This window comes from Lentibacillus sp. Marseille-P4043 (assembly GCF_900258515.1).
Lineage (GTDB): Bacteria > Bacillota > Bacilli > Bacillales > Amphibacillaceae > Lentibacillus_C.
The window spans coordinates 855,142-880,628 of the sequence record NZ_LT984884.1 but is presented as its reverse complement, the minus strand read 5'-3'; the positions used below and the strand labels follow the sequence as shown (position 1 = coordinate 880,628).

Genomic DNA, 25,487 nt, shown 5'->3' with positions numbered 1-25,487 from the left:
GACTGAAGACCCCGCAGTGAGCGGTTTTTGCTCGCGAGGCTGAAGCGTCCCCATGGAAAGCGAGTATTTCCCCAAGCCGTGAATTAATACTCAACTTGTAAAGGACGGGAAAAGTCACGTAAAAAGTTACATCACAAGTCTCACATTTTCTCCAAACCTTCGTGTGACTTTCTGTATAAGTGAGAAGAACTCCATGAAATGTTGAATTTATAAGTTATACACTATTCTACATTCAGAAAATCCCTACAAGCGGAGGCAGAATACGTAGACTCCTGTGGGAACAGCACGTGTCCGAAGACCCCGCAGGAAGTGCCTTTTGCTTCCGAGGAGGCTGAGGCCGTGCCCACGGAAAGCGAAGTATTCTGCCGTAGCGGGTTCAAGCACTCAGGCACATTAGAATGAGAGAAAGTATCACAAAAAGGAATTATCACTGTGTCGCAGTTTCTATCTATTGTGTAAGAAAACAACAAATGTTTTCGATGGGGCGAGTAATCGCAGTCCCAATCTTTTGAAGACAGCTTTTTAAATAGATAAAAGACAACTAGCGCATTTTCCGGCGTTTTTTATTATAATGGAAGTGATCGTTTATTTTTACACGAAGGATGAATATGCATGATTTTTCTGGAAGCATTTAAACGCAGTATCAAATTGCCGTCCAAAAACGCAATGTTTAAATTAAATCGGATTGGAATGGATGTTACAGTAGTCTATATGTTTATTCTACTGCTAATCGTCTCACTTCCCTCGTTAATTGATCAACTGACAGCCTCTAGTGGTGCTGGTGCCAATCTACAGTTGTTTTTCTTGTTAGTTTATTTTTTTATTTTTTATTATCTCCCATTAGTGATATTTGTATTTGTCATGCTCGCTGTGGTTGCCTATATTGGTACATGGATAAGTCGAACATTACATCGTAAAATTCGCTTTGCAATTCTTTGGAAAATGTGTGCCTATACGACAACAATTCCATTTCTTCTCTATACACTTGTCGCCTTCATTTTTCCAATAAGCGATAATTGGCTATGGTTGTTTTTAGGATATACATTTATTTTAATGGTGAAAATTATTACGATATATCCTAGACGAAAAAAACGGCCGGGGAGGATTCGATAATGAAACGCATATTGCTTTTGCTAACCTGTTTACTTTTTCCGTTTCTTGCTAGTTGCAATCAGACAGATTCAGCTGATTCCGATACCGGCACGACAGAAATTTTTGTCTCAGCCGCCGCTAGTTTGTCGGGGGCGATGAAGGAAATTAGTAAGGAATATGAGGAAAAGAACCCCAATGTGACGATTTCATTTAATTTCAGTGGATCAGGAAAACTGGCCCAGCAAATTCAACAAGGGGCTCCTGTTGATGTATTTCTATCAGCGAACCAAAAATGGATGGATGTTTTAGGAAATGAAAAACTTATTTTACAAGATACAAGAATAGATTTTGCCAAGAATACACTCGTGATGATCGGAAAAAAAGATGCTCATTTGCCATTGGATTCATTTACATCTATTCAACCTACTATCGCCCAAATTGCAATAGGCAATCCTGAAAGTGTACCAGCTGGTAGCTACGCAAAAGAAGCTCTCCAGCACATAGACAAGTGGGATGCGCTTACCGATCAATTTGTTTATGCAAAAGATGTGACACAGGTTCTCTCTTATGTCGAATCCGGTAATACAGCAATTGGTTTTGTTTATGGCAGTGATACCTTGCGTTCAGACAAAGTTAACGTATTAGCAGAAGCTAAAGCAGATTGGTACACGCCTATCGTCTATCCAGGTGCTGTTACAAGTACAAGCGATAATACTGAAGCTGCAAAAGACTTTGTTACATTTTTAACAAGTGACCACGCTCAAAAAACATTAGCCGATTTTGGATTTACAAATAACTAGTTACAAACGAGGTTGGTGTAAATGAATTATACTCCATTTCTATTATCCTTAAAAATAGCGGGTATAGCGACCTGCATTGTCCTTGTCTTCGGTATCATATTTGCGAGGATTTTGGCACGCAGTCATTTCCCAGGCAAACGTATCATCGAATCGGTGTTAATGCTGCCATTAGTATTACCACCTACTGTTGTCGGCTTTGGCTTACTATATTTGTTTGGCAAAAATGGCCCGATTGGTAGTATTTTGTTGCAATGGTTTGATTTCCAGGTTGTGTTCACATGGATCGGCGCAGTGATTGCAGCAACGGTTGTCGCATTTCCATTAATGTATCAAAGTGCGTCTGCTGCCTTTCAAAACTATGACCAAAATATTGAAAATGCTGCATTGACGATGGGAGCTTCCAAATGGAAAGTATTCTGGACAATATCCTTCCCTTTAGCATGGCCTGGGCTTCTAGCAGGATTAGTATTAACCTTTGCCCGCGCATTAGGCGAGTTTGGTGCTACACTCATGATTGCGGGATACATACCAAATAAAACAGAAACCATTCCACTAGCAATCTACTTTGCGGTTGAAAGCGGAAACTCCGATACGGCCGTTTTTTGGGTGATCAGTATTATCATTATAGGATTTAGCGCCATATTATGGCTAAACTGGTGGAGCGGGCGTAACATATTAAGATTAGACAAGTGATTGGCGGGATACATCATGCTTTCTGTAGCTATGACGAAAAAGCTGAAAAACTTTTCAATTGAGTTGGAATTTACTATTGGTGAGGAAATTGTTGTGCTATTTGGTCCATCTGGCGCTGGAAAAACGACGATTCTCAATAGCATCGCCGGACTCTCCCATCCAGACTCAGGTGAGATCACATTAAACGATCGTCTCCTTTACAGTAAAAAAATGAAACCAATACCCGTACAAAAACGAAATATCGGCTATTTATTTCAGGATTATGCTTTATTCCCGCATATGACAGTTGAGAAAAACATTAAGTATGGGATGAAAGATGAAACATTACTTCAAAAACTGGTGAACGTAATCGGTATTGGACATCTATTAGATAGCTATCCACGACAAATTTCAGGCGGAGAAAAACAGCGTGTTGCTTTGATACGTGCACTAGCTACAAAACCAGAAGCCCTCTTACTAGACGAGCCGTTTTCAGCACTAGACGATAAAACCCGACAAGAGTGCCAAAACGAATTACTCCGACTACATCAAATGTGGAAAATACCGATTATCATGGTTACACATGATTATGAAGAGGCTGAAAAGCTAGGTAATCGTATTTTACATATCGAGCAAGGGAAGCTATTGTGATTATTTCATGGTTCCTTGTTGTTATTTATGCTGTGCGCGGGGCGATGTTTTCTCACTGGCGCTGATGTTCTTGCGATTCCGGACGATGTTTTCGTTCTCGCGCCAATGTTTCTGCGATTCCGTACGATGCTCGAACTGCTTGTAGGGGAGTATTGCTTACATTCAAAAAGAAAAGGCCAATTCGCTTGTATAGGTATACGAGTGAATTAACCTTCCCATTATTTACTCTGATAAAAAGTAGTTTTTGATTTAACTATTTCCGAATATTTACATAGATTCACAGCGTCTTTCTATTTTTTATTAGTTTTAATTAGTTTAATTATGAGTGAAATGATGTAAGCTGTAGCAATAACACCTAGTATAATATTGGTAACTTCTAAAGTATTATTTAATTCAGTTATGTGAGATTGTACCTCGATTAGTTGCCGTTGAGTCTTATCTGCTATATTTCCAACATTATTGACGAGATCCTGCCAACTTTCTGTGGTTATTTCATTCAAAATTACCTTGACTCTCCCTTCACTCTATTAGTTATTAATATTATATCACAATTCACTATGAGCATATATTCCTGATTTCCATACAAGTGTGAATACTTTGAACCATATATTAAATAGGTTTATTATCTCAATTGTCTAAAAAATCATTGCAATTCTATTATAAGTATCAGATAATAATGGTGAAATTAAATTTACCAAATAATTAGGAGGTTTTATTTATCGAAAGGTTAAAGAAATTTTTAGTTGTTTGTGCACTAACATTAGGTGTAGCAATTATTGTTCCTGGTTTTACTGCTAGTGCAGCCACAGATGAAGACGGAGAGTTTTTCAAAGAACATATTAAAGGAATTGAATTTAATATCCCCTATTCTGAATCTGAAGTATATATTGAAAAAAGTATTGATGGTTTAGTAGGTAAAATTAATATCTACGACAATGAAACTGATGAACTAGTAGATGTTTTTAAGGTTGAAGATGAACCATTAAGCGAAATTGGTACTCTTGCTAGTGGCAATACCTATTTAAAAAATGTTAGTAGAACAAGAAATGATAATGGTTTAGAAACAAGGTTGCGAGCACGTGTTGAAATTTATTCTTATGGCTCTTTTAGACAAATAAACAAGGTATATAATACGCAATGGTTTACAGGCTCAGGTAATCATACAATAGAAAATGCTTCAGCAGATTCTTTGCCTTTAGATAATGGAGGCAAATTCCCAACAACTAGACTTCAAGTATTAGGAGATGCTACTATTCAAATTGCTACAACCCAAGACTTTTCAGCAGGTTGGGAAGCAGCAGGATTTTCAATTGGTGGATCTTCAGGATCAACAAATTATTATCGTAAATATATTGAGCTAAACTATACTTATTCTTTATATAACGGATAAATAAGGATCCGCTGGGGCTACCGGCGGATTTCTCTCGTATGTTTACAGGCACGTTTAATATAACTAATTTCTCTCTCCATAGTTTAACATTTACTGACGATTACCTGTATTTTGGTTAGTTTTAATACATAAAATCCTAAATATACAAATAAAGCAGCATTAAGTAAACTGATTTGGCTGTTTAATTCAGTTATACGTTAACATGAATTAATTAGGTTATAAAACGGTATTTGAAAAACTTCAAACCAATTCTAAGAATACCTGTTACAATTTCTGTAACAAAAACTGTTTTCAAGGTCTCACCGATGCCTCTCCGTCCCATTGGAAGGAAGCCCGAGTAAGAGTGGGCCTTCGCACAGTCGCCAACATAATCCTGTAAAGAAGCATGTATATAAGCTGCTAAAGAAGCTAAAAAGTTAGGTAATCGTATTTTACATAGAGAGCAAGAGAAACTATTGTGATTATTTTAAAGGTTAAACAAAATTCATCTACTATGCAGGAGAACACTTTGAATATATAGAAGTGTAAATATACCATAATATAAAGTAGGTGGACTAAATGAAGGCATTATTAGTTATTGATGTTCAGAATGGTATCGTTTATCAAGGTGATTTCCAAAATGAACTAGCACGGATGGAAACCATTATAAAAGAATTTAAAAATGATGGAAGCCCTGTTATTTTCATGATGCATATTGATAATGTGGAAGAAAGCCCATTATACAAAGGATCTAAAGGCTCAGAACTTCATTATTCATTAAAAAATTACGCAGACTATACATTGGAGAAAAATACACCAAGCTCCTTCTTTAATACAGAACTAGCAACCATATTACAGAATTCAAATGTAGATCATCTATTTATTACAGGCTTCAATACAGAATTTTGCTGTATGTTTACTGCCATTTCAGCATTTGACCGTGGATATAAAGTTACATTCATTGAAGATGCAACAGGCACAGTCAATACTGATGAAACATATGAAATGAAAGGACTGGACATTAGGGACTTTGTCGGAACAGTTCTGCATTGGTCGGATGTTATTGAGGTATTGGACTTTGATGAATATGTGGAGATGTCTAAGGTGTAATGTGACTTTTTAGGGGTAAAACTAAAAGAGCCATTTCGCTAGTAGATGTATACTAGTGAATGGCTCTTCCTATTATTTACTCTGATACATAAGGCAATAATGCCATTACACGAGCACGTTTGATTGCTCTAGTTAATTTACGTTGATATTTTGCAGATGTTCCTGTGACACGACGAGGAAGAATTTTTCCACGCTCTGAGATGAAACGTCTTAGTAAATCAACATCTTTGTAGTCGATGTGTGTAATTCCGTTCGCTGTGAAATAACACACTTTACGACGTTTTGCACGTCCGCGACGAGCTGCCATAAATACCCCTCCTTACTTGTCTAAAATGGTAAATCATCGTCTGATATATCGATGGGTTCTCCACTATTACCAAATGGGTTCCCTTGGTTTTGGTTTTGATTCTGTTGGTTCTGATTTTGATTTTGATTAGGTTGGAAGCTAGGTGCTCCTTGACCTTTATTCTGAGAAGATCCTTTTGATTCTAAAAATTGTACACTATCTGCTACAATTTCTGTAACAAAAACTGTTTTTCCATCTTGTCCTTCAAATGTACGTGTTTGAACACGACCGTCTACACCTACCATACTACCTTTTTTCATATAGTTGGCAAGATTCTCAGCTGGTCTACGCCATACAACACAATTAATGAAATCCGCTTCACGGTTTCCTTGTTGATTGGAAAATGGTCGATTAACAGCTAACGTGAAATTGGCTACTGCCACTCCGTTTGGCGTATAACGCAAATCTGGATCCTTCGTTAATCTGCCGACAAGTACGACACGATTCAACATCAGAACCACCCCTTATTATTGATCTTCTTCTCGAATTGCCATATGACGAATAATATCATCTGTGAATTTCGCTTGACGATCGAACTCATTAATTGCAGTTTCATCACCAGAGAAATTAATCACTACATAATATCCATCACGGTAATCATTGATTTCGTATGCAAGGCGTTTTTTGCCCTTTTCATCAACTTTTGCAATCTCCGCGCCATTATCAGTTAGAATTTTGTTGAAACGCTCAATCAAAGCTGTTTGCGCTTCCTCTTCTATGTCTGGGCGGATGATGTACATGATTTCATATTTAGTCATCCGTTACACCTCCTTTTGGTCTTAGCGGCCCCTATTTATTGTTAAGCACAGACATTGATGCATGTACTTTCCTCAATAAGAGCAAGGAGTAATCGTTAGTAATTACTCACAATAGTGTATTATACCAAACTTTCTATGAAAAAACAACTTTTCGAGAGAATCCAAATTATACGTTATAACCTTTATGACAATATCCCCATAACTAAATAGTAGCTGCCACTTTTAATTACACATTAAACCGGAAGTGAATAACATCCCCATCTTGCACCAAATACTCCTTGCCTTCCAAGCGAACATTCCCGTTTTCACGTGCATGTGCCATGGAACCAGCATCCATAAGGTCACCATATGATACGGTTTCCGCACGAATAAACCCACGTTCAAAGTCTGTGTGGATGATTCCTGCTGCTTGTGGTGCTTTTATGCCTTTACGGAATGTCCATGCTTTCACTTCCTGCTCGCCTGCAGTAAAATAAGTTGCTAAACCTAATAAGCTGTAGGAAGCTTTAATGAGCTTGTCCAGACCTGATTCCGTAATCCCCAAATCTTCAAGGAACATTTCTTTCTCATCCTGATCTAGCTCAGAAATTTCCTCTTCAATTTTTGCACAAACAACGATTACTTCTGCACCTTCTTCGGCAGCATAATCTCTAACCTTTTGGACATACTCATTTCCATCCGTATCGGCAACTTCATCTTCACTGACGTTTGCTACATATAAAGTTGGCTTGCTTGTCAGCAAATGTAGGCCTTTTACAATTTTCCACTGATCCTCCGTAAGTTCCAATGCGCGTGCAGGTTTTTCTTCCTCAAAACCCGCTTTTAATTTAGTAAGCACATCATACTCAAGTACAGCTTCCTTATCCTTTTGTCTTGCTAGTTTCTCCACTCGTTGATAGCGTTTGTTGACTGTTTCTAAGTCCGCTAAAATTAATTCCAAGTTAATAATTTCAATATCAGAAATTGGATCCACCTTGCCAGATACATGGGTAATGTTCTCATCTTCAAAACAACGAACAACTTGGCAAATTGCATCAACTTGGCGAATGTGGGATAAAAATTGGTTCCCCAATCCTTCCCCTTTACTTGCGCCTTTCACAATACCGGCAATATCGGTAAATTCAAATGCTGTTGGTACTGTTTTTTTCGGATTTACTAATTCTGTTAATTTATTCAAACGATCGTCTGGAACTTCTACAATCCCTACGTTCGGGTCAATCGTTGCAAATGGGTAATTCGCCGCTTCTGCACCCGCTTGTGTAATTGCATTAAATAACGTAGATTTACCTACGTTTGGAAGTCCGACAATTCCTGCTGTTAATGACATTCAACTTTCACTCCTTAAGGATTCCATTCAATGAACGCGTTCCATACCAATTATAATACAAGCACGTATTTTGACAAGTAATGAAAAAGCAAAAATAAGCATTCTGAGATGCCCATTTTTGCTAATAGTTAGACGAAATTTCCGTTTTCCAATCTTAACTACGACACAAAGTTAAACTTTTAAGCGAAAAAATTAATTTTAGAGGTTATTCAAACGCACTTTTACAGATTTATTCTTCAGCCTTTTCAAGTACCTTTTTGAGTTTCTTAGAAAACTGCTTGCGAGGGATAAGCACACTATGATCACAGCCTAAACACTTTATCCGAATGTCCATACCCATCCGAATAATCTTCCAGCGGTTTTCCCCACATGGATGTTGTTTCTTCATTTGCACAATATCATGCAAAGCAAACTCCTTATCTACCATACGATCAAACCTTCTTTCTAATTTGTCTCTTGATCCCGTCTCATTTCTCCCTCTGCTTCTATTGCAGCCGGTGTTTCATTTCGTGAATACATAACTAATCTTGGTGAAGGAATTTCAATACCCTCTTTATAAAGCCGTTCTTTTACCTCTTTTCGGATGATTCGAGCCCCTGCCCATTGATATACTGGTAACGTCTCAGCAATAACACGAATCACAAAATGGGATAATTCTAACGTCTGCACACCAATGATTTCTGGAGTACCAACTATCTCTTCATATTTATCAGGTAATTCCATTGCCATTTCTTCAATAATTTTTTCAGCAGCAGTTATATCACTTTCATAGGGAACGTTAATATCTACAACAGCTAGACCGTTATGGACAGAGTAATTGGTAACCTGTGTCACGTTTCCATTTGGAATTACATGTTGTTCACCCGTCCAACTCATAATTTTCGTTGTTCGTATTCCTATTTCCTCTACTGTACCTTCTACATTTGAGGTATTAATATAATCGCCCACAGAAAATTGATCTTCAAAGATAATAAAAAATCCAGAAATAATATCACGGACTAGGTTTTGCGCACCAAACCCAATTGCTAAACCTGCTACTCCAGCACCAGCTAATAGTGCTCCTACTTTAAACCCAAACACATTATCAAGTAGCATAATTAGGGCAGCAAAATAAACCGTATATGTCAGCGTATTTTGAACTAATTTTTTTAGTGTTGTTTCTCTTCGTTCTGTTATTCTAAACGGACCACGTTGTTTGTTCTTAAATAATCGCTCAATAACATTTTTCCCGACCCGAACAACTAACATAGCCAACACAATAATAAGGACAATCTTAATAAAGCCTTCTGCGATCGTTAGCCATAGCTTCGGACCCGTTAAATACTCCCAAAGTTTGTTAACTTCATCCAAATTAAGACCTCCAAAACTAATGAATTCGTAATGGATACCTTTCCATATATGAATAAAGTTTACAACAATATACGCCATTTTGAAAGAGAGAAGCAAACTCATGAGCATCACGACCTATTATCTATTTTTCCACATTGGATACAATAAAAGTCGGGTTAAAACATACAAGTTAAGCAGTCCATAAATTGGGTAAATATACGTAATTAATGTAGAAAAACCCAACGTCGTTAACGGAACCATGACAATTAAAATTAATAATACTAACAGCCATAACGGAATACTTAAATAGCTCTGCAGCCTAGTAACTATTCCCAATACTCCTGAAGCTGCTGTCGTAAAAATAGCAAACCAAAGCAAAATTGACATGAATATGAGCATTCCGAATGGATAGTGTTTTAAAATAGCAAACAACGGAATTTCATATAAAAGAAGCTCATCAGCGATTTGTATTAAACTATTATTATATACATACGAAATAACTCCTAAGATTAGACCGCTACCAATGCATGCGATCCATATTTCCCCTTTTGTGCGAACCTTGTTACCGATCGCACCCAATACTGCAATTAATGGAAGGATATTTAAAGCTGTAAATGGGAAAGCAGCTGTCCAATTTCGCTGTTCATGCCAATGTGAGAAGAGCGCTAAGTCCTGGTCAAATGTAAATAAGAATAATATATATAGCAGACCACCAAGTAAAAGCGGTAAGATAATTTGATTAATTGATAAAATACCACTTATATCTTTTAAGAATAAAAGAATAAGCGCAATTACAATGAATAAGACACCCCACCAATAAGAAAAATTAAACGCCTGTCCTGTTGCCCCACTTCCAGCAATCATCACAACAGTTGTCGTAAACAAATACAAAAAAATCATGACATCGTAAACACCTGTCAGTTTACTTCCAACAATATCGCGAAGTATTGGCAAATAATCAGTTGACTTCCGCTCATGACTTAAATTCAATATCACAAAGCACGACATCGAAAAAAACACTGCAAACAAGACAATAGCAAGTCCACTTTCATGTCCAAAAAATTGCCACAATTCCCTTCCAGATGCATATCCAGCACCAATTGTTGTTCCAATAATTAAAAACATCCATTTAAGTCCAGCTCTGAGCATTCGATTTCCTCCAATAAATTGTAGTGTGTATGTATACTTCAAACTTTTAATCCGTATACTAATACCAATATGTTTGTGGAGGATAAGCTATGAATCTAAAAAAGCGCTTTGCAAGAAAAAATGAGGATTTTAGAATGGCATATACAGACCCTGATTTACTTGAGACAATGTGTGAAAAAATTACCTCATGGCTCCCAGAACTTCCATTTGAGTATGTCGTCGTTTGTATCGGAACAGATCGTTCAACTGGTGATGCATTAGGTCCGTTTATTGGAACATTTTTTTCGGAATTAAAACCAAAACATATAACCGTATATGGAACTTTGAATGAACCGGTTCATGCCACAAACCTGAATAGTTATATCCAACATATTAACCAACAACATAAAAATCCATATATCATTGCTGTAGATGCTTGTTTAGGAAAAAGCAATTCCGTTGGGTCACTAATAACTGGAATCGGACCAATAAAGCCTGGAGCAGCATTGAACAAACCATTGCCGCCAGTCGGTGACATACACATAACCGGTGTTGTTAATGTTAGTGGATTTATGGAATATTCTATTTTACAAAATACTAGATTGTCGATTGTCGTTGCAATGGCCAAAAAGGTCGTTGCTATTTTAGACCAGATCGATCAACAATTACACTGCAACCAACCAATGCCTGCCATTCTTTCATCACGAGAAATCCCACAATCAACCGCAGATATTTGATAATTAGCAATGCTTCATAAACGATGGGGTAATAAAAGACTCTTTTCGCAATGTAATTAGTTCAGAAAAACGTGGAGAAAATGTTAAATAACAACTCGAATTTCATATTAAAACTCAGCAATATTAACACACACTAAATAACAAACAAAAACGCTTGGATTTTTATACCAAGCGTTTTTTTCATTTTATCCGTGTTTTGTTATTCAGTCCTTTAATTAATTTTCTCATTATTTTCATCCCTTATATTTATTTCATAAGGAACTTTTTCAATAGATAATTCCTCTAATTTCAACTCAATTATTTTATCTACGTATTTTTCAATTTCCTTAACCTTTTCATCAGAATTCCCGAACCAGCTATTATTTATTTTTGTTTTGATAATAATTTGTAATGGTTGCGGATGGAATGAAAAGGCAAATCCTCTATATTCTTTAAATTTCTTATTTATTTCCTCTCTTATTGCAGTAAATACGGGATGCCATTCCTGATCTCTTATCTCTCTTTCACTTTTCTTTGTTAATTGAACTGTAAATTTCATATTTTCCTCTGTTAAAATAGCATTAGAAATGAGTTTTTCAAGTTCAGCATTATCTACAAAATTATTATTTGTTCCTTCAATTATAATTTCTTTCTTCGGTTTAACCGATATTGAATAAGAATGGTTATTATATCCCTCATTCTTTAGTACATCCGACACTATATTTGAAATATTATGTATTGACTCCATTAACTTTTTATCCTCTTTTTTTTGGGAAATGTTCCTGTCTACTATCCTAAACTTTATATCAAAATCATTAAAACCTACCTCTTTTGCAATATTAGATATTATATTTTCAATTTGACTCTTATTGGACTCTAAAAAACCCTTACCTTTAACTTGAGTGGTTAAAATACGATCTTCATTAGAATAACTTAGTCCTACCTCACCGTATCCTTTGTCCATTAATTCTTTTGAACTTCTTGTAAACAATTGTTCTAATTTGTCTTTTTCTTTTTTAGTTTCTTTCATACTTTTAACTAATTCACTTTCTATTTGTTGATCAGATTTAGCATTTTCCGATTCACCTGAGTTGTTTGCAAATACTAAAGTAGCACCAAAAATAATAATTATTAAAGCAATACCAATCAAAGTTTTTTTCATAATAACCAAGCCCCCCTTAATAGGAGCATATGACCAGCATTTCCCATTATTCTTATTATTAGTCTTCTGAAATTATTAAATAACTGCTCCTTTAATTGACCAAACTCCAATCTTTATTTAAGTAACGCACCTGAAAATAACTCATATTACCTCCTGCATAAACTTAGAATATTACTATTTAATAACCAAAAGGGAGGTAATTTAACGAAAAGTAATTGGTTTTTACTGCTTTGATTGTTTTAATTGGCGCATTTCCCATGTCCATTAGAGAAACAATCAATTAACCACGATTCGGTTGGAATGGAACAGCTATTTGACCATTTTATGCCATCACAATCTTTTAGAAAACAGCTTAAGTAAAAAGAGACTTCTACCTAAAAGAAGTCTCTTTTTATTTAAGCTATGCCCTGCGTTGACAAGCTTTTACATGTGAAAATATTATACTAGCTGATAAATATAATAAATAAGTCCTACTGTTACTAGTGATGGTAATAGATTGCCAACCCGGATCTTCGTTAGTTTTAATAGATTGAGACCAATTGCCACGATGAGAAGACCACCCACTGCAGTTATTTCAATAATAAATCCATCCAAAAATGCCTTTGGTAGCCAATTTTCTATTTGCGTTGCTAGTAATGCAATCGAACCCTGATAGATTACTACTGGCAATACTGAAAAAATAACGCCATAGCCTAATGTTGTTGTTAACACGAGCCCAACAAAACCATCAATGATTCCTTTTGTGATTAATATCTCATGGTCACCCCTTATTCCACTATCTAATGCGCCAATTACAGACATTGCACCAATACCAAAAATAAGTGACGCAGTTATAAATCCTTGAGCAACACTGAAATCATCATTTGTTGTCGTGAACTTACTACCTATCCAATTCCCTAAGCGGTTCAATCCCTCTTCAAGGTGAATAAGCTCACCCAAGATTGCACCACTTAATAGACTTAAAAGGACAACAACAATATAATCTGCTTGGAAGGCCATTTGTAATCCTATTAAAATAACTGCCAGTCCAATTCCGTGCATAACTGTTTCTTTATAACGTTCAGGTATTTTCGTGAAAAATAACCCAATTAAGCTTCCAACTATTATACAAACCCCATTTACTAGTGTACCGAATAAGACCATTGCCACATCCCCAACCTGTTAAAATTCGCTATAAGCTGCTGTTATTTCTGCTATTGCTTCAAGAAAACTAGTTACTTCTTTTTCCGTATTATATATGCTTAAACTTGCCCTTACAATACCCTGGTTCGTTGTTTCCAACACTTCATGTGTCAATGGACTGCAATGTAGCCCGGCTCGTACTGCAATGTTATAATGTGAATCTAGAATCATTGCTATTTCCTGTGAATCAACATTGGCTACATTGAAGGCAACGATCGGCATTCGTTGTTCATTTTCATCCGGTCCATAACACGCTACACCTGCTATTTTTGTTAGTCCCTGATACAGTTGCTTTGCTAAAATTGTTTCACGTGGAACATTTTCATCTTTCCTTTGTTCATAGATACAAAAGGCTTCGTAAAGTCCTGCTATACCCGGTGTGTTTAATGTTCCACTTTCCAATTTTTCCGGCCATTGTTCTGGTTGATTTGGACTTTCGGAAAAGCTCCCTGTTCCACCATGATGAATTGGCTCTAATTCAATATCACCTTCTACTAGCAACATCCCCGTTCCTTGTGGTCCTAATAATCCTTTATGGCCCGGAAATGCCAACATATCGATCCCTTGTGCTTTCATGTTTATCGATAAATGTCCAGCTGTTTGCGAGGCATCCACTAATGTCAAAATATGATTCCGTTTAGCTAGCTCCATAATCTCGGTGAGCGGCATAAGTGTACCTGTAACATTAGATGCATGTGTCATGGCAATTAACTTTGTCTCTGGTTGTATTGCTTGTGCAACATCTTGGGTAAAGGCAGTTTTGCTCCCCCTCCACTTCAAATACGTTACACGAACACCATATTTATTTTTTATGTGTTCAAGTGGGCGGCGAATGGAATTATGTTCAAATGCCGTTGCAATAATATGGTCCCCTTTTTGCCATTGCAATCCTTTTATCGCTTGATTTAATGCTACAGTAGCATTGTGGTAAAATAGTGCCTTTTTAGGATCACTGCAGCCAAATATGGAAGCAGCTTTCATTCTTGTCTGATCAATATATGTAGCAGCCTGTCTTGCTAAAGCATGTCCTCCCCTCCCAGGATTTGCTCCACATTCATTCATTACCTTAACCATTGCCTCAGTTACTTCTAACGGTTTAGGAAAAGATGATGCAGCCTGATCGAAATAAATCATACCAATCACTCCTTACTATATTTGTAGAAGCATATAGAAAAAGACTGACATTCGTATACTAGTTACTACTCAAGTCAGTCCTTCATGGTTTCTTCAATTAAACTTCCAATGATTCAATAATTCTTTCCAAGTCATCATCCGAATAAAATTCAATTTCAATTTTACCTTTTCGTTTTCCACGTTGTATTTTTACAGAGGTACCAAATCGATCACGTAGCATTGACTCCCGTTCTTGTAAAAAGATATCCTTTTTCGGCTTCTCCTTTTTCTTTACGGGTTTGCTGTTTAATTCAATAATTAACTTCTCAACTTGGCGGACATTTAGTTTTTCTTGACGTATTTTGTTCACGAATGGAACAACCTTGCTTTTATCCTTCAAACCAAGCAAAGCACGACCATGACCCATCGAGAGTTCGCCATTGTTAATATAAGCAATTACTTGATCAGGCAATGAAAGCAATCGAACAATATTAGCTATATGTGACCTGCTTTTACCTAATCGTTGCGACAAAACTTCCTGGGTAATATTTAATTCGTTCATTAAATTAGCGTAAGCATGTGCTTCTTCAATTGGTGTTAAGTCTTCTCGTTGCAGATTTTCCAGTAAGGCTAACTCCATCATTTTTTCATCTGTTAATTCTTTTACAATTACCGGAATGCTTTCTAAACCTGCTTCTTTCGCTGCTCGAAACCGCCTTTCACCAACAACAATTTCATAACCCTTAATACTTTCACGAACAATTAATGGCTGAATGATGCCATATTGAAGAATCGATTCTTTTAACTCCTCTATTGCATCGGCATGAAATGTTTTTCTAGGTTGATAAGGATTTGGCCTACATTCATTAATCGATATCTCAACAATATTTGCCCCATCCTTTTCCTCTTCTATTTCGGGAAAAAGTGCATTAATACCTTTACCTAACCCTTTCGCCACTATTCATCACTTCCTTCGCTAATTCAAGATATACTTCAGCACCTCTTGATTTCGGATCATAAGTAATGATCGGTTGACCGTGACTAGGAGCCTCCCCTAATCGGATGTTTCTTGGAATAACTGTCTGATATACTTTGTCTTGAAAATACTTCTTCACTTCTTCTATTACTTGTAATCCTAGATTGGTTCGTGCATCAAGCATTGTTAATAATACGCCTTCGATCATTAAATCCTTATTTAAATGTTTTTGAACTAAACGTATGGTATTCAATAGCTGGCTAAGACCTTCTAGCGCATAATATTCACATTGTACTGGAATTAATACCGTATCAGAAGAAGTGAGTGCATTTATTGTCAACAACCCTAATGATGGTGGACAATCAATAATAATATAATCATATTTATCTTTCAGACTATCTAATGACTTTTTCAAACGAATTTCCCGAGAAATAGTTGGCACTAATTCTATTTCTGCCCCCGCTAGTTGAATGGTAGCAGGAATAACATCCAAATTTTCTACGTTCGAGGAAACACAAACTTCTTCGGCAGGTAGATCCTCAACAAGTACATTATAAACACATTGGTCCATGTCTGCTTTATTGATTCCCACACCACTTGTGGCATTTCCTTGCGGGTCAATGTCAACAAGCAATACTTTTTTATTCATATACGCCAAACACGCACTTAAATTAACCGACGATGTTGTTTTCCCAACACCACCCTTTTGATTTGCTATGGCGATTGTTTTACCCATGTTGTCACCTACCTAAAATAACTCTATATCTATCATTTTATCATTCTTTTACTATAAAGAACTACTATTTTTAACTTTATTAAGAAAATGTAAATGAATCGTTGTTTTTGTAAACTTTGTCAGGATAAATCCTATGTTTATTTGAAAGGCTAGTTGATATATAATGCGATGTAACTAAGGAATTGCTCTTCTGTCCACCGTTCTGAAAATACACTTCGCTTTCCGCGAGCGGCTGCTGAGCCTCCTCGATCTGGGTGCTCGCCGCGTTAGGGGTAATTCGGTGAAGTATCGCTCTTCGCAACTCGAAGCTTACTCGGTGGGAGTTTTGCTCGTCGCTCTGCGGGGTCTCACCTAGGCCTTTCCACCCGCTGGAGTCTCCGTGTATTGTCTCCACTGTTATAGTGCTCTAAAAACTCATTACATTCAGCAATTGTTTGATTAAATTACAAAAAAATATAATCACTTTTAAGATAGTTGATCGTTTTCCATAGGATAGGGAATGCTTCGGCAGCACTGCATTCATAAGTGGGAAAGTTGGTTTGTATTTTCACAGAGTCTCGCATTTTTTTCAGCTTGGAATAGCCTTCTGATAAGAACTCCTCGATACATTGATTTCATGAGCTATAACTACTTGTTAATCAGAACACCACTACCAGCGTAGGCAGAATACGTAGACTCCTGCGGGAACAGCACGAGTCTGAAGACCCCGCAGGAAGTGGTTTTTGCTTCCGAGGAGGCTGAAGCCGTGCCCGCGGAAAGCGAAGTATTCTGCCGGAGCGGTATTCAAGTACTCGTCACCTTTAGAACTAAGGAAAACGTTACGAAATAGGATTCATACAGTATCTATTGTATAAAAACAACAATCCAACAAAACAACCAATTATAAAAATAGATTCAAAAATACCCATCATGTTAAAGATGGGTAAAGTAGTAGTAAGGAATTATTTCTTTTTTGGGATCTTGATGGTAATTTGATAGTATTCATCTAAATCTTCTTCATCTGTTTCTACATCAATACCTGTATCAGATACCATACTTAATGATTGCTTAATGGTATTCATGGCAATTCGGATGTCCTTATTAACACCCTTTAGTTTAGGGCGCTTTCGTTTCTTTTCCTCTTTATCCCCATCCAATTTCGCAATGCGCTCTTCCGTCTGTTTTACATTTAAATCCTTTTCCAGAATCTCCTGTAAAATTTTTTCCTGTTTCGCATCATCTTTTAGCTTAATTAATGCACGGGCATGTCGTTCTGTTATTGATTTTTCCAACAGTGCCATTTGAACACTCTCTGGTAACTTTAACAATCGCAGTTTATTAGCAATTGTCGATTGATTTTTACCTAATCGTTGTGCGAGAGCTTCTTGTGTTAATGAATGGAGTTCCAATAACTTTGCATATGCAGTGGCTTCCTCAATCACTGTCAATTCCTCACGCTGTAAGTTTTCGATCAGCGCAACTGAGGCTGTCTCTGCATCAGTCATTTCACGAATAATGACAGGTGCTGTTTCCCATTCCAATAACTGGACAGCACGCCATCTTCGTTCGCCAGCAATAAGCTCATAAGATTCTTCATCTAGCCTTCTGACAACGATCGGCTGAATCATCCCATGTGTATGTATGGTTTGCGCTAATTCTTTGATTTTCTCTTCATTAAATATGGACCTTGGTTGAAAACGGTTTGGTTCAATATTTTTTACAGCAATCTGAATAACTTCATCTGGATGATACGTTTCTTCTTCTCCTGCTTCAGAATCTGACTTTTCCCCTATACCAAATATACGGTTAAAAGGTTGCAACACATCAGACACCACCTTTATTGTAAAAAAACTTTGCTCATCATGGATACAAAATAGAATTGTTTCACGTGGAACATTTTCGTAGCATGATAGGTATACTAAAATTATCTTATAAATGCAGTGTTTACATAACTTCTAATCTAGTGCTATTTCATCCTTGGTCTTATTTTACCATATATAGAACTAGAAAAGTATGGGAAGATAAAATAAAACGACTTAAGCTAAAGGGTTTTTGTTTGGTACCCCTGCCTTTCGTGGATATTTACCTGGTGTTTTACGTTTTTTATCTATCAAAACAATGGATCGTTCGCTATTTTCCTCTGGTAGATAAAATGTATGTATGTCATTTATGGCACCACCCAATTGCTCAATTGCAGATTCCGCATCTGTTAATTCTGCCTCTGTTTGTGCGCCTTTCATGGCAATGAATACACCATCTTTTTTACATAATGGTAAACACAATTCACTCAAAACAGACATACGAGCCACTGCACGTGCCATAACAATATCAAAAGTTCCTCTAAATTGTGGGTTTTTCCCAAAGTTTTCAGCGCGATCATGATAAAACGCAACATCTGTTATATCAAGTTCTGTTGCTAAATGATGAAGAAAACCGATTCGTTTCTTTAATGAATCAACGATTGTCACCTTTAAATTAGGAAAACATATTTTGAGTGGGATGCTTGGGAATCCAGCACCAGCACCCACATCACAAATATGCACATCTTTTGTAAAATCATAATAAAACGCTGCGGAAATGGAATCAAAAAAATGCTTTAAATAAACATCTTGCTCGGATGTTAATGCTGTTAAGTTAATTTTTTCATTCCATTCCACTAATGTTTTGAAGTAAATGGAGAATTGGTTGATCTGTGTTTCATTAAGTTCAATACCGTGTTTTTGTAATTCACGTACAAATTGTTCTGGATTCATATTGACGTCTCCTCAAAATTAGTTGGCTACCCGAGCTATTTTCCCCTGTTCAATATAGATGAGTAAAATAGATACATCTGATGGGTTTACGCCTGAAATTCTTGATGCTTGGCCGACCGATAGTGGACGTACCTTTTTAAGTTTCTCCCTTGCTTCAGTAGCAATACCACTAACATCATCATAATCAAGATTTTCCGGAATTTTTTTATCTTCCATTTTTAACATGCGTTCTACTTGATCATTTGCTTTCTTAATATATCCTTCATACATGATTTGAATTTCAACTTGCTCTTTCACATCAGCTGGTAACGTGTTGTCTGGCTCGATTACCTGTTCTATCATTTCGTACGTCATTTCCGGACGTTTTAATAAATCAGATGCCCTGACAGCTTCTTTTAGTGGTGTAGCATTCGCCTCACGCAATAATGTTTGAACATTTTCATTCGGTTTAATGATGATTTTTCGTAACCGATTCTTCTCTTGCTCAACCAAGCGATTCTTTTCGACAAATTTCTGGTAACGCTCTTCTTTAATCAAACCAAGTTTATAGCCGATTTCTGTTAACCGTATATCCGCATTGTCATGGCGTAACAACAAACGATATTCCGCACGTGACGTTAGTAATCGGTACGGTTCTTTTGTTCCTTTTGTCACAAGGTCATCGATTAAAACACCAATGTATGCCTGTGAGCGATCTAAAATTAATGGATCCTTACCTAAAACTTTGGCTGCAGCATTAATTCCTGCTATCATACCCTGTGCTGCTGCCTCTTCATATCCTGACGTTCCATTGATTTGACCGGCTGTAAAAAGCCCAGGGATTTCCTTTGTCTCTAGTGTAGGCCAAAGCTGTGTAGGGACAATTGCATCATATTCTATTGCATATCCAGCACGCATAATTTCAGCATTTTCAAGACCTGGAACTGATTTAACCATTTCATGTTGAACAGATTCCGGTAATGATGTCGATAAACCTTGCACATATACTTCTTCCGTTTCCCGTCCTTCAGGTTCTAAGAATACTTGGTGGCGTGGTTTATCGTTAAAGCGAACAACTTTATCTTCAATTGATGGACAATAACGTGGGCCTGTTCCGCGTTTTGCACCAGAGTACATTGCCGAAAGCCCTAAATTCTCATTAATAACTTGGTGTGTAAACTCATTTGTATACGTTAACCAGCAAGGGATTTGATCGGTAATAAATTCTGTCGTTTCATAAGAAAATCCTTGTAGTTTCTCATCGCCCGGTTGAATTTCTGTTTTCGAGTAATCAATTGTATGACTATTTACCCGTGGTGGTGTTCCCGTTTTGAAACGTGTAATCTCAAATCCAAGATCCTCTAAATGCTGAGAAAGCTTGATGGATGGGCGTTGATTATTTGGCCCACTCTCATATTCCAGGTCCCCCATAAGCACCTTTCCACGCATAAACGTACCAGTTGTTATAATAACATTATCTGCATGATAAGCTGCTTTGGTTTCCGTTATTACCCCTTTACATACACCATCTTCAATGATTAGTTGATCAACCATTCCTTGACGAAGTGTGAGGTTTTCTTCATTTTCCAATGTTTGTTTCATTTCTCGAATATATAATGGTTTATCAGCTTGCGCACGTAAAGCACGTACAGCTGGTCCTTTTCCAGTATTCAACATACGCATTTGAATATATGTCTTATCGATAACTTTGGCCATGACACCGCCAAGTGCATCAATTTCTCGTACAACAATCCCCTTGGCTGGACCACCAAGTGATGGATTACAAGGCATAAAGGCGATCATGTCTAAATTAAGGGTTAGCATTAACGTCTTCGCGCCCATTCTTGCGGCAGCTACCCCCGCCTCACAACCAGCATGGCCAGCACCGATGACGATTGTATCATAATGACCTGCATCATATACCATAATTTTTCATCCTTTCATTTATGAACAACTAACTACTGTGGTAGCCAACGTCCAGCTTCAGTACCCAGCAAGTAACCGAGCGCTTCCACTATTTTTATTTTCCTAAACAAAATTGTGAGAATAACTGATCAATCAAACTGTCACTAGCAGTATCTCCAATTATCTCTCCTAAAAACTCCCATGTTCTTGTTACATCGATTTGAACGATATCTAAAGGCATTGCTATTTCTAAGCCTTCCATAGCATCTTCCAACGCTTGTTTCGCTTGTTTCAGTAATTGAATATGTCGAACGTTTGACACATATGTTAAATCTCCAGTATCTATATCCCCAGCAAAAAACGTTTCTGCAATTGCAGCTTCCAATTCATCGATCCCTGCTTCATTGATTAAAGCTGTTGTTAGCACTGGATTCCCTTCAGCCAGGCTTGTCACCTTTTCAAGATCAAGTTTTTGCGGTAAATCTGTTTTATTAATAATGACAATATAATCTAATCCTTGAACGGCTGTAAATAATTTCTCGTCTTCTTCTGTAAGTTCTTCATTATAATTTAACACAAATAAGATAAGATCTGACTCTGTTAATACTTTCCTTGACCGTTCAACACCTATTTTTTCGACAATATCCTCTGTTTCACGAATTCCAGCAGTATCAACCAACTTTAATGGAACACCACGAACATTTACATATTCCTCAATAGTATCACGGGTTGTACCAGCCACCTCTGTTACAATTGCTTTATTTTCTTGAACAAGTGCATTCATTAATGATGACTTTCCTACATTCGGCCGACCGATGATTGCTGTTGCTAAACCTTCACGTAAAATTTTCCCCTGTTTAGCTACTTGTAAAAGTTGTTCGATTTCATCATGCACTTTTCTCGTTTTCTCACGCATCATGTCATGGGACATCTCTTCTACATCATCATATTCAGGATAATCAATATTCACTTCAACATGTGCTACTGTTTCAAGTAGTTCCTGCCTTAATCGTTGAATCAGTCCTGATAAGCGTCCATCCATTTGCTTTAGTGCGACAGACATTGCTTTATCTGTCTTCGCACGAATTAAATCCATTACCGCTTCGGCCTGTGATAAATCAATCCGTCCGTTTAAAAAGGCACGTTTGGTAAATTCACCTGGCTCTGCTAAACGCGCATCTTTACTAAGAATAATTTCCAGTACCCGATTAACAGACACCATGCCACCATGACAATTAATTTCAACTACATCTTCACGAGTAAATGTTTTTGGTGCACGCATTACCGACACCATCACCTCTTCCGCAATATCACCTGTTTGCGGATCAATTATTTTGCCGTAATTCATGGTATGTGACGGAACATGAAGCAAATCTTTTCCCTGGAATAAATCATTTGTTATAGCAACTGCCTTTGGACCACTTAGCCTAACAATCGCAATTGCACCCTCACCAATTGGCGTCGAAATTGCTGTAATTGTATCTGTCTCCATCTCTTTCACCTCCATCAAAACCAACATTTTTTTCCTCTATATTTAAAAAATAATTTTTAGCGTCACTAACTTAATAGAATACCACAATTTCAATTAAAAATAAACTTATCCACAGTGAATTTTTTAACTAAATTTCACTTGTTGGTTATCCACATGTGTATATTCGATAATTTTTAATGAAAAATGTCAACAAGTGAATAAAAAAACACCCACCTTGGTTACATAATCAAAGTGGATGCTTTTCTTAAACTTTAGCTCTTTTCACGGCTTTTTTATTTCGCAGTTGATATAAAATGCGAAGTAACTAAAAATCAAGTTCGGAGCTTTGACAACCGCTACGGGAAAACACTACGCTTTCCGCGGGCACGGCTTCAGCCTCCGAAGCGGAAAACCGCCGCTTCAAAAGAGAACTTCATTACTTCGCATTTTATATCCATTGTGTATCAAACATTAGAAAAAGGCCTAAACTTTATAAGCTAACAAAAAAGTGATAATCCATGAATTATGGATCATCACTCAATATAAAAGTTATGGTTTAATGACAATATGCCGATGTGGCTCAACTCCATCCGAATAGGTGGAGATGTTGTCATTTCCCTGAAGGGCGCTATGAATAATTTTACGTTCATATGCTGGCATTGGCTCAAGTGCTACCTTTTTATCAAGCCGCATTGCTTTATCTGCCATTTTTTCTGCTAGAGAATACAGTGTATCTCTTCTCCGTTCACGGTAACCTTCTGCATCAATTGTAACATTATAAAATTGTCCTTCACCCTTATTTATTGCGAGTTGAACTAAATATTGCAAGGCATTCAATGTTTGTCCTCTTTTTCCGATCAGCATTGCAATTTTATCACCTGTTAAATTGTATGTTACATCGTTACCTTCTACTGTTGTTGTGACATCAACAGTAATATTCATATTGTTTATAACTTCTTTAAGGAATACTTCTGCCTGTTCGACTTGATTTTTTTTAATCGTTACTTTGACGACTGCTCGTTTCGACCCGAAGACACCAAGAAGTCCTTTTTTTCCTTCGTCAATAATATCAATTTCAACGTGGTCCTTTGTTGTGTTTAACTGCTCTAATGCTGACTGGACCGCTTCATCAACTGTTTGTCCACTAGCAGTTATTTCTCTCACTTTTTCTCTCCTCCATTACCATTACTATTGTTCATCATTGGTTTCCGGATAAAAAGAGTCTGTGCAACCATAAAGATGTTACCAACTACCCAATACAACGCCAATGCAGATGGGAAGAACATTGCAAAAACGGTAATCATAATTGGCATAACATAAAGCATAACCATCATTTGTGGGTTTTGCCCAGCAGGATTACCTGCCATCATTAATTTTTGCTGCAGGAATGTTGCCGCACCAGCGACCAATGGCAAAATATAGAATGGATCCGGTGACCCTAATTCAAACCATAAGAAGTGATGTGTTTGAATTGCCTCTGTTCTTCTAATCGCATGATAGAAGGCAATTAAAATCGGCATTTGGACAAAAATCGGCAAACATCCAGCAAGTGGATTAACACCATGCTTCTGAAATAATGCCATTGTTTCTTGTTGTAATTTTTGTTGTGTATTTGCATCTTTTGAACTATATTTTTGCTGAATTTCCTTTAATTCTGGTTGTATATCCTGCATTGCCTTTGAGCTTTTTAATTGCTTCACGTTTAATGGCAATAGGATTAAGCGAATAATAATTGTTACAATTACAATTGACAATCCATAATTCTCATTAAACATGTCAGCAAAATAAGTAATTACCCATGACATTGGATATACAAAATATGAATTCCAAAATCCTTCACTTTCAGAAGTGATTGGTTCATTAATTTCTGTACACCCTGAAAGTAACGCCAGCAAGCCTATTAAGGTTGCAAGCAGAAAAATCTTTTTACGCACTCTATTTCCTCCTAACTATAAAAAGCGCGGAACACTTTAAGGGACCTAACTAGTCACTAGATATTCAATCTAGGCAGAAAAAACCTATGTAAACGTTCTTTTATAGTATTAGTTTATCATTAATGGTATATAAGATTCTATATGGAATCTACAATTAATTATATTTTTTTAATAATCGTTCTTTCGAGAGTAAATGAACTAAACTTTTTTTGATATGATGAAAATCCATTTCCTTTGTTGGCTGTCTGGCAATGATTACAATATCATAATTGGTATATACTTTTTTATCCAATTCATGAAATGCTTGACGCAAATATCGTTTTATCCGATTTCTAGTAACCGCATTCCCTATTTTCTTTCCAACTGATAATCCAATTCGGAAATGACCTTGATCAGGTTTTTGCAGATAATAAATAACAAGCTGTCGGTTAGCAAATGACTTCCCTTTTTTAAATACATGTTGAAATTCTTTATTATCTTTAATACGAAATGCTTTCTTCATCTTGATCACCTTTTAAATAAACTAACTGATCCATCTCATTTTATAGCAATGGTAATGGTGAATTCTTTCTTTCTCAAGCAGCTTTCCCTTTAATTTAATGAAACGGATTTAAGCAGCTTCCAATAATAAAAGGAATCACTGCCTAATCCTTTAAAAATTAAGGTAGTTCTTTCTGAAAGTGGAAAAAAGACCACTGACTTTATTCAGTGGCCTATGCAGATAATACTTTTCTTCCCTTACGACGACGACGAGCTAAAACTTTACGTCCGTTTTTTGTACTCATACGCGTGCGAAAGCCATGTACCTTTTTACGTTTACGGTTATTTGGTTGAAACGTTCTTTTCATCTATCATGCACCTCCCAAAGGAACTAAAAAATTCAATCTAAAAACATATCCTATCAGACAGTCTCGTTAATTATACGTAAAACACCAGGATTTTGTCAACTGTCATTCCATTACATTTATCCACAGTCCCATGTTTAAACATTTTCAGCGC

At 36.8% G+C, this 25,487-nt stretch carries 27 protein-coding genes; 7 read left to right on the top strand and 20 right to left on the bottom strand.

Annotated features, from left to right (window positions below; translation table 11 throughout):
• Nucleotides 1–612: 612 nt before the first annotated feature.
• The 6 genes from C8270_RS04635 (at nt 613) to C8270_RS04605 (ending at nt 5,694) form a co-directional block, all read left to right on the top strand.
• Nucleotides 613–1,113: a DUF1189 family protein gene (locus tag C8270_RS04635; protein WP_106495711.1), complete on the top strand. Its 501-nt coding sequence runs from the start codon at nt 613–615 to the stop codon at nt 1,111–1,113.
• Complete coding sequence (modA, locus tag C8270_RS04630) at nt 1,113–1,892, top strand: molybdate ABC transporter substrate-binding protein (RefSeq protein ID WP_106495710.1); 780 nt, start codon at nt 1,113–1,115, stop codon at nt 1,890–1,892. Before C8270_RS04635 ends, modA begins: the two co-directional genes overlap by 1 nt.
• A gap of 21 nt (nt 1,893–1,913) precedes the next feature.
• Complete coding sequence (gene modB / locus C8270_RS04625) at nt 1,914–2,585, top strand: molybdate ABC transporter permease subunit (protein ID WP_106495709.1); 672 nt, start codon at nt 1,914–1,916, stop codon at nt 2,583–2,585.
• 15 nt (nt 2,586–2,600) lie between these two features.
• Entirely contained in the window at nt 2,601–3,215 is a 615-nt protein-coding gene (locus tag C8270_RS04620; protein WP_106495708.1) for an ATP-binding cassette domain-containing protein, read from the top strand.
• Nucleotides 3,216–4,284: 1,069 nt separating this feature from the next.
• Nucleotides 4,285–4,605, top strand: coding sequence for a hypothetical protein (locus C8270_RS04610; protein WP_106495706.1), 321 nt, complete (start codon nt 4,285–4,287; stop codon nt 4,603–4,605).
• Between the two features lie 558 nt (nt 4,606–5,163).
• Nucleotides 5,164–5,694 carry an isochorismatase family protein gene (locus C8270_RS04605; RefSeq protein WP_106495705.1) on the top strand — a complete coding sequence of 177 codons (531 nt, stop codon included), beginning with the start codon at nt 5,164–5,166 and terminating at the stop codon, nt 5,692–5,694.
• Between the two features lie 76 nt (nt 5,695–5,770).
• Here the strand turns inward: C8270_RS04605 and rpsR are convergent, their stop codons facing one another.
• The 7 genes from rpsR to C8270_RS04570 form a co-directional block, all read right to left on the bottom strand.
• Nucleotides 5,771–6,001 (bottom strand): 30S ribosomal protein S18, encoded by a 231-nt coding sequence (gene rpsR, locus C8270_RS04600; RefSeq protein WP_106495704.1) that lies wholly within the window; start codon nt 5,999–6,001, stop codon nt 5,771–5,773.
• Nucleotides 6,002–6,021: 20 nt separating this feature from the next.
• A complete protein-coding gene (gene ssb / locus C8270_RS04595; protein ID WP_106495703.1) occupies nt 6,022–6,492 on the bottom strand; it encodes a single-stranded DNA-binding protein in 471 nt (156 codons plus the stop codon).
• 15 nt (nt 6,493–6,507) lie between these two features.
• On the bottom strand, nt 6,508–6,798 hold the full coding sequence (rpsF, locus tag C8270_RS04590) for a 30S ribosomal protein S6 (protein WP_106495702.1): 291 nt from the start codon (nt 6,796–6,798) through the stop codon (nt 6,508–6,510).
• A 226-nt stretch (nt 6,799–7,024) separates the two neighbouring features.
• Entirely contained in the window at nt 7,025–8,125 is a 1,101-nt protein-coding gene (gene ychF, locus C8270_RS04585) for a redox-regulated ATPase YchF (protein ID WP_106495701.1), read from the bottom strand.
• A 229-nt stretch (nt 8,126–8,354) separates the two neighbouring features.
• Nucleotides 8,355–8,552, bottom strand: coding sequence for a DUF951 domain-containing protein (locus tag C8270_RS04580; protein ID WP_106495700.1), 198 nt, complete (start codon nt 8,550–8,552; stop codon nt 8,355–8,357).
• 17 nt (nt 8,553–8,569) lie between these two features.
• Nucleotides 8,570–9,475, bottom strand: a complete 906-nt coding sequence (locus C8270_RS04575) for a mechanosensitive ion channel family protein (RefSeq protein WP_234028472.1) — start codon at nt 9,473–9,475, stop codon at nt 8,570–8,572.
• Between the two features lie 117 nt (nt 9,476–9,592).
• The gene (locus tag C8270_RS04570; protein WP_106495699.1) at nt 9,593–10,603 is read right to left on the bottom strand and encodes a YkvI family membrane protein; all 1,011 of its coding nucleotides are present in this window, start codon (nt 10,601–10,603) and stop codon (nt 9,593–9,595) included.
• Nucleotides 10,604–10,692: 89 nt separating this feature from the next.
• Between C8270_RS04570 and yyaC the strand changes: the two genes are divergently transcribed.
• Entirely contained in the window at nt 10,693–11,319 is a 627-nt protein-coding gene (yyaC, locus tag C8270_RS04565) for a spore protease YyaC (protein WP_106495698.1), read from the top strand.
• A 211-nt stretch (nt 11,320–11,530) separates the two neighbouring features.
• On the opposite strand, the gene C8270_RS20235 is transcribed toward yyaC, so the two are convergent.
• From C8270_RS20235 to rpmH, 13 genes are all read right to left on the bottom strand, one after another.
• The gene (locus C8270_RS20235; RefSeq protein WP_199794641.1) at nt 11,531–12,460 is read right to left on the bottom strand and encodes a hypothetical protein; all 930 of its coding nucleotides are present in this window, start codon (nt 12,458–12,460) and stop codon (nt 11,531–11,533) included.
• A 438-nt stretch (nt 12,461–12,898) separates the two neighbouring features.
• Complete coding sequence (locus C8270_RS04555) at nt 12,899–13,603, bottom strand: DUF554 domain-containing protein (protein WP_106495697.1); 705 nt, start codon at nt 13,601–13,603, stop codon at nt 12,899–12,901.
• Between the two features lie 18 nt (nt 13,604–13,621).
• Nucleotides 13,622–14,776 (bottom strand): aminotransferase class V-fold PLP-dependent enzyme, encoded by a 1,155-nt coding sequence (locus tag C8270_RS04550; RefSeq protein ID WP_106495696.1) that lies wholly within the window; start codon nt 14,774–14,776, stop codon nt 13,622–13,624.
• 97 nt (nt 14,777–14,873) lie between these two features.
• The gene (locus C8270_RS04545) at nt 14,874–15,713 is read right to left on the bottom strand and encodes a ParB/RepB/Spo0J family partition protein (protein WP_106495695.1); all 840 of its coding nucleotides are present in this window, start codon (nt 15,711–15,713) and stop codon (nt 14,874–14,876) included.
• A complete protein-coding gene (locus tag C8270_RS04540) occupies nt 15,694–16,467 on the bottom strand; it encodes a ParA family protein (RefSeq protein WP_106495694.1) in 774 nt (257 codons plus the stop codon). Before C8270_RS04540 ends, C8270_RS04545 begins: the two co-directional genes overlap by 20 nt.
• Nucleotides 16,468–17,408: 941 nt before the next feature.
• Entirely contained in the window at nt 17,409–18,269 is an 861-nt protein-coding gene (gene noc, locus C8270_RS04535; RefSeq protein ID WP_106495693.1) for a nucleoid occlusion protein, read from the bottom strand.
• Between the two features lie 213 nt (nt 18,270–18,482).
• Nucleotides 18,483–19,199 carry a 16S rRNA (guanine(527)-N(7))-methyltransferase RsmG gene (gene rsmG / locus C8270_RS04530; RefSeq protein WP_106495692.1) on the bottom strand — a complete coding sequence of 239 codons (717 nt, stop codon included), beginning with the start codon at nt 19,197–19,199 and terminating at the stop codon, nt 18,483–18,485.
• A gap of 18 nt (nt 19,200–19,217) precedes the next feature.
• Nucleotides 19,218–21,104, bottom strand: coding sequence for a tRNA uridine-5-carboxymethylaminomethyl(34) synthesis enzyme MnmG (mnmG, locus tag C8270_RS04525; RefSeq protein WP_106495691.1), 1,887 nt, complete (start codon nt 21,102–21,104; stop codon nt 19,218–19,220).
• A gap of 94 nt (nt 21,105–21,198) precedes the next feature.
• Nucleotides 21,199–22,575 (bottom strand): tRNA uridine-5-carboxymethylaminomethyl(34) synthesis GTPase MnmE, encoded by a 1,377-nt coding sequence (mnmE, locus tag C8270_RS04520; protein WP_106498445.1) that lies wholly within the window; start codon nt 22,573–22,575, stop codon nt 21,199–21,201.
• Between the two features lie 528 nt (nt 22,576–23,103).
• Nucleotides 23,104–23,718 carry an RNA-binding cell elongation regulator Jag/EloR gene (jag, locus tag C8270_RS04515; protein ID WP_106495690.1) on the bottom strand — a complete coding sequence of 205 codons (615 nt, stop codon included), beginning with the start codon at nt 23,716–23,718 and terminating at the stop codon, nt 23,104–23,106.
• The gene (gene spoIIIJ, locus C8270_RS04510; protein ID WP_106495689.1) at nt 23,715–24,488 is read right to left on the bottom strand and encodes a YidC family membrane integrase SpoIIIJ; all 774 of its coding nucleotides are present in this window, start codon (nt 24,486–24,488) and stop codon (nt 23,715–23,717) included. Before spoIIIJ ends, jag begins: the two co-directional genes overlap by 4 nt.
• Nucleotides 24,489–24,642: 154 nt before the next feature.
• Complete coding sequence (gene rnpA, locus C8270_RS04505; protein ID WP_106495688.1) at nt 24,643–24,990, bottom strand: ribonuclease P protein component; 348 nt, start codon at nt 24,988–24,990, stop codon at nt 24,643–24,645.
• Nucleotides 24,991–25,201: 211 nt separating this feature from the next.
• A complete protein-coding gene (gene rpmH, locus C8270_RS04500) occupies nt 25,202–25,336 on the bottom strand; it encodes a 50S ribosomal protein L34 (RefSeq protein ID WP_019377820.1) in 135 nt (44 codons plus the stop codon).
• Between the last annotated feature and the right edge of the window lie 151 nt (nt 25,337–25,487).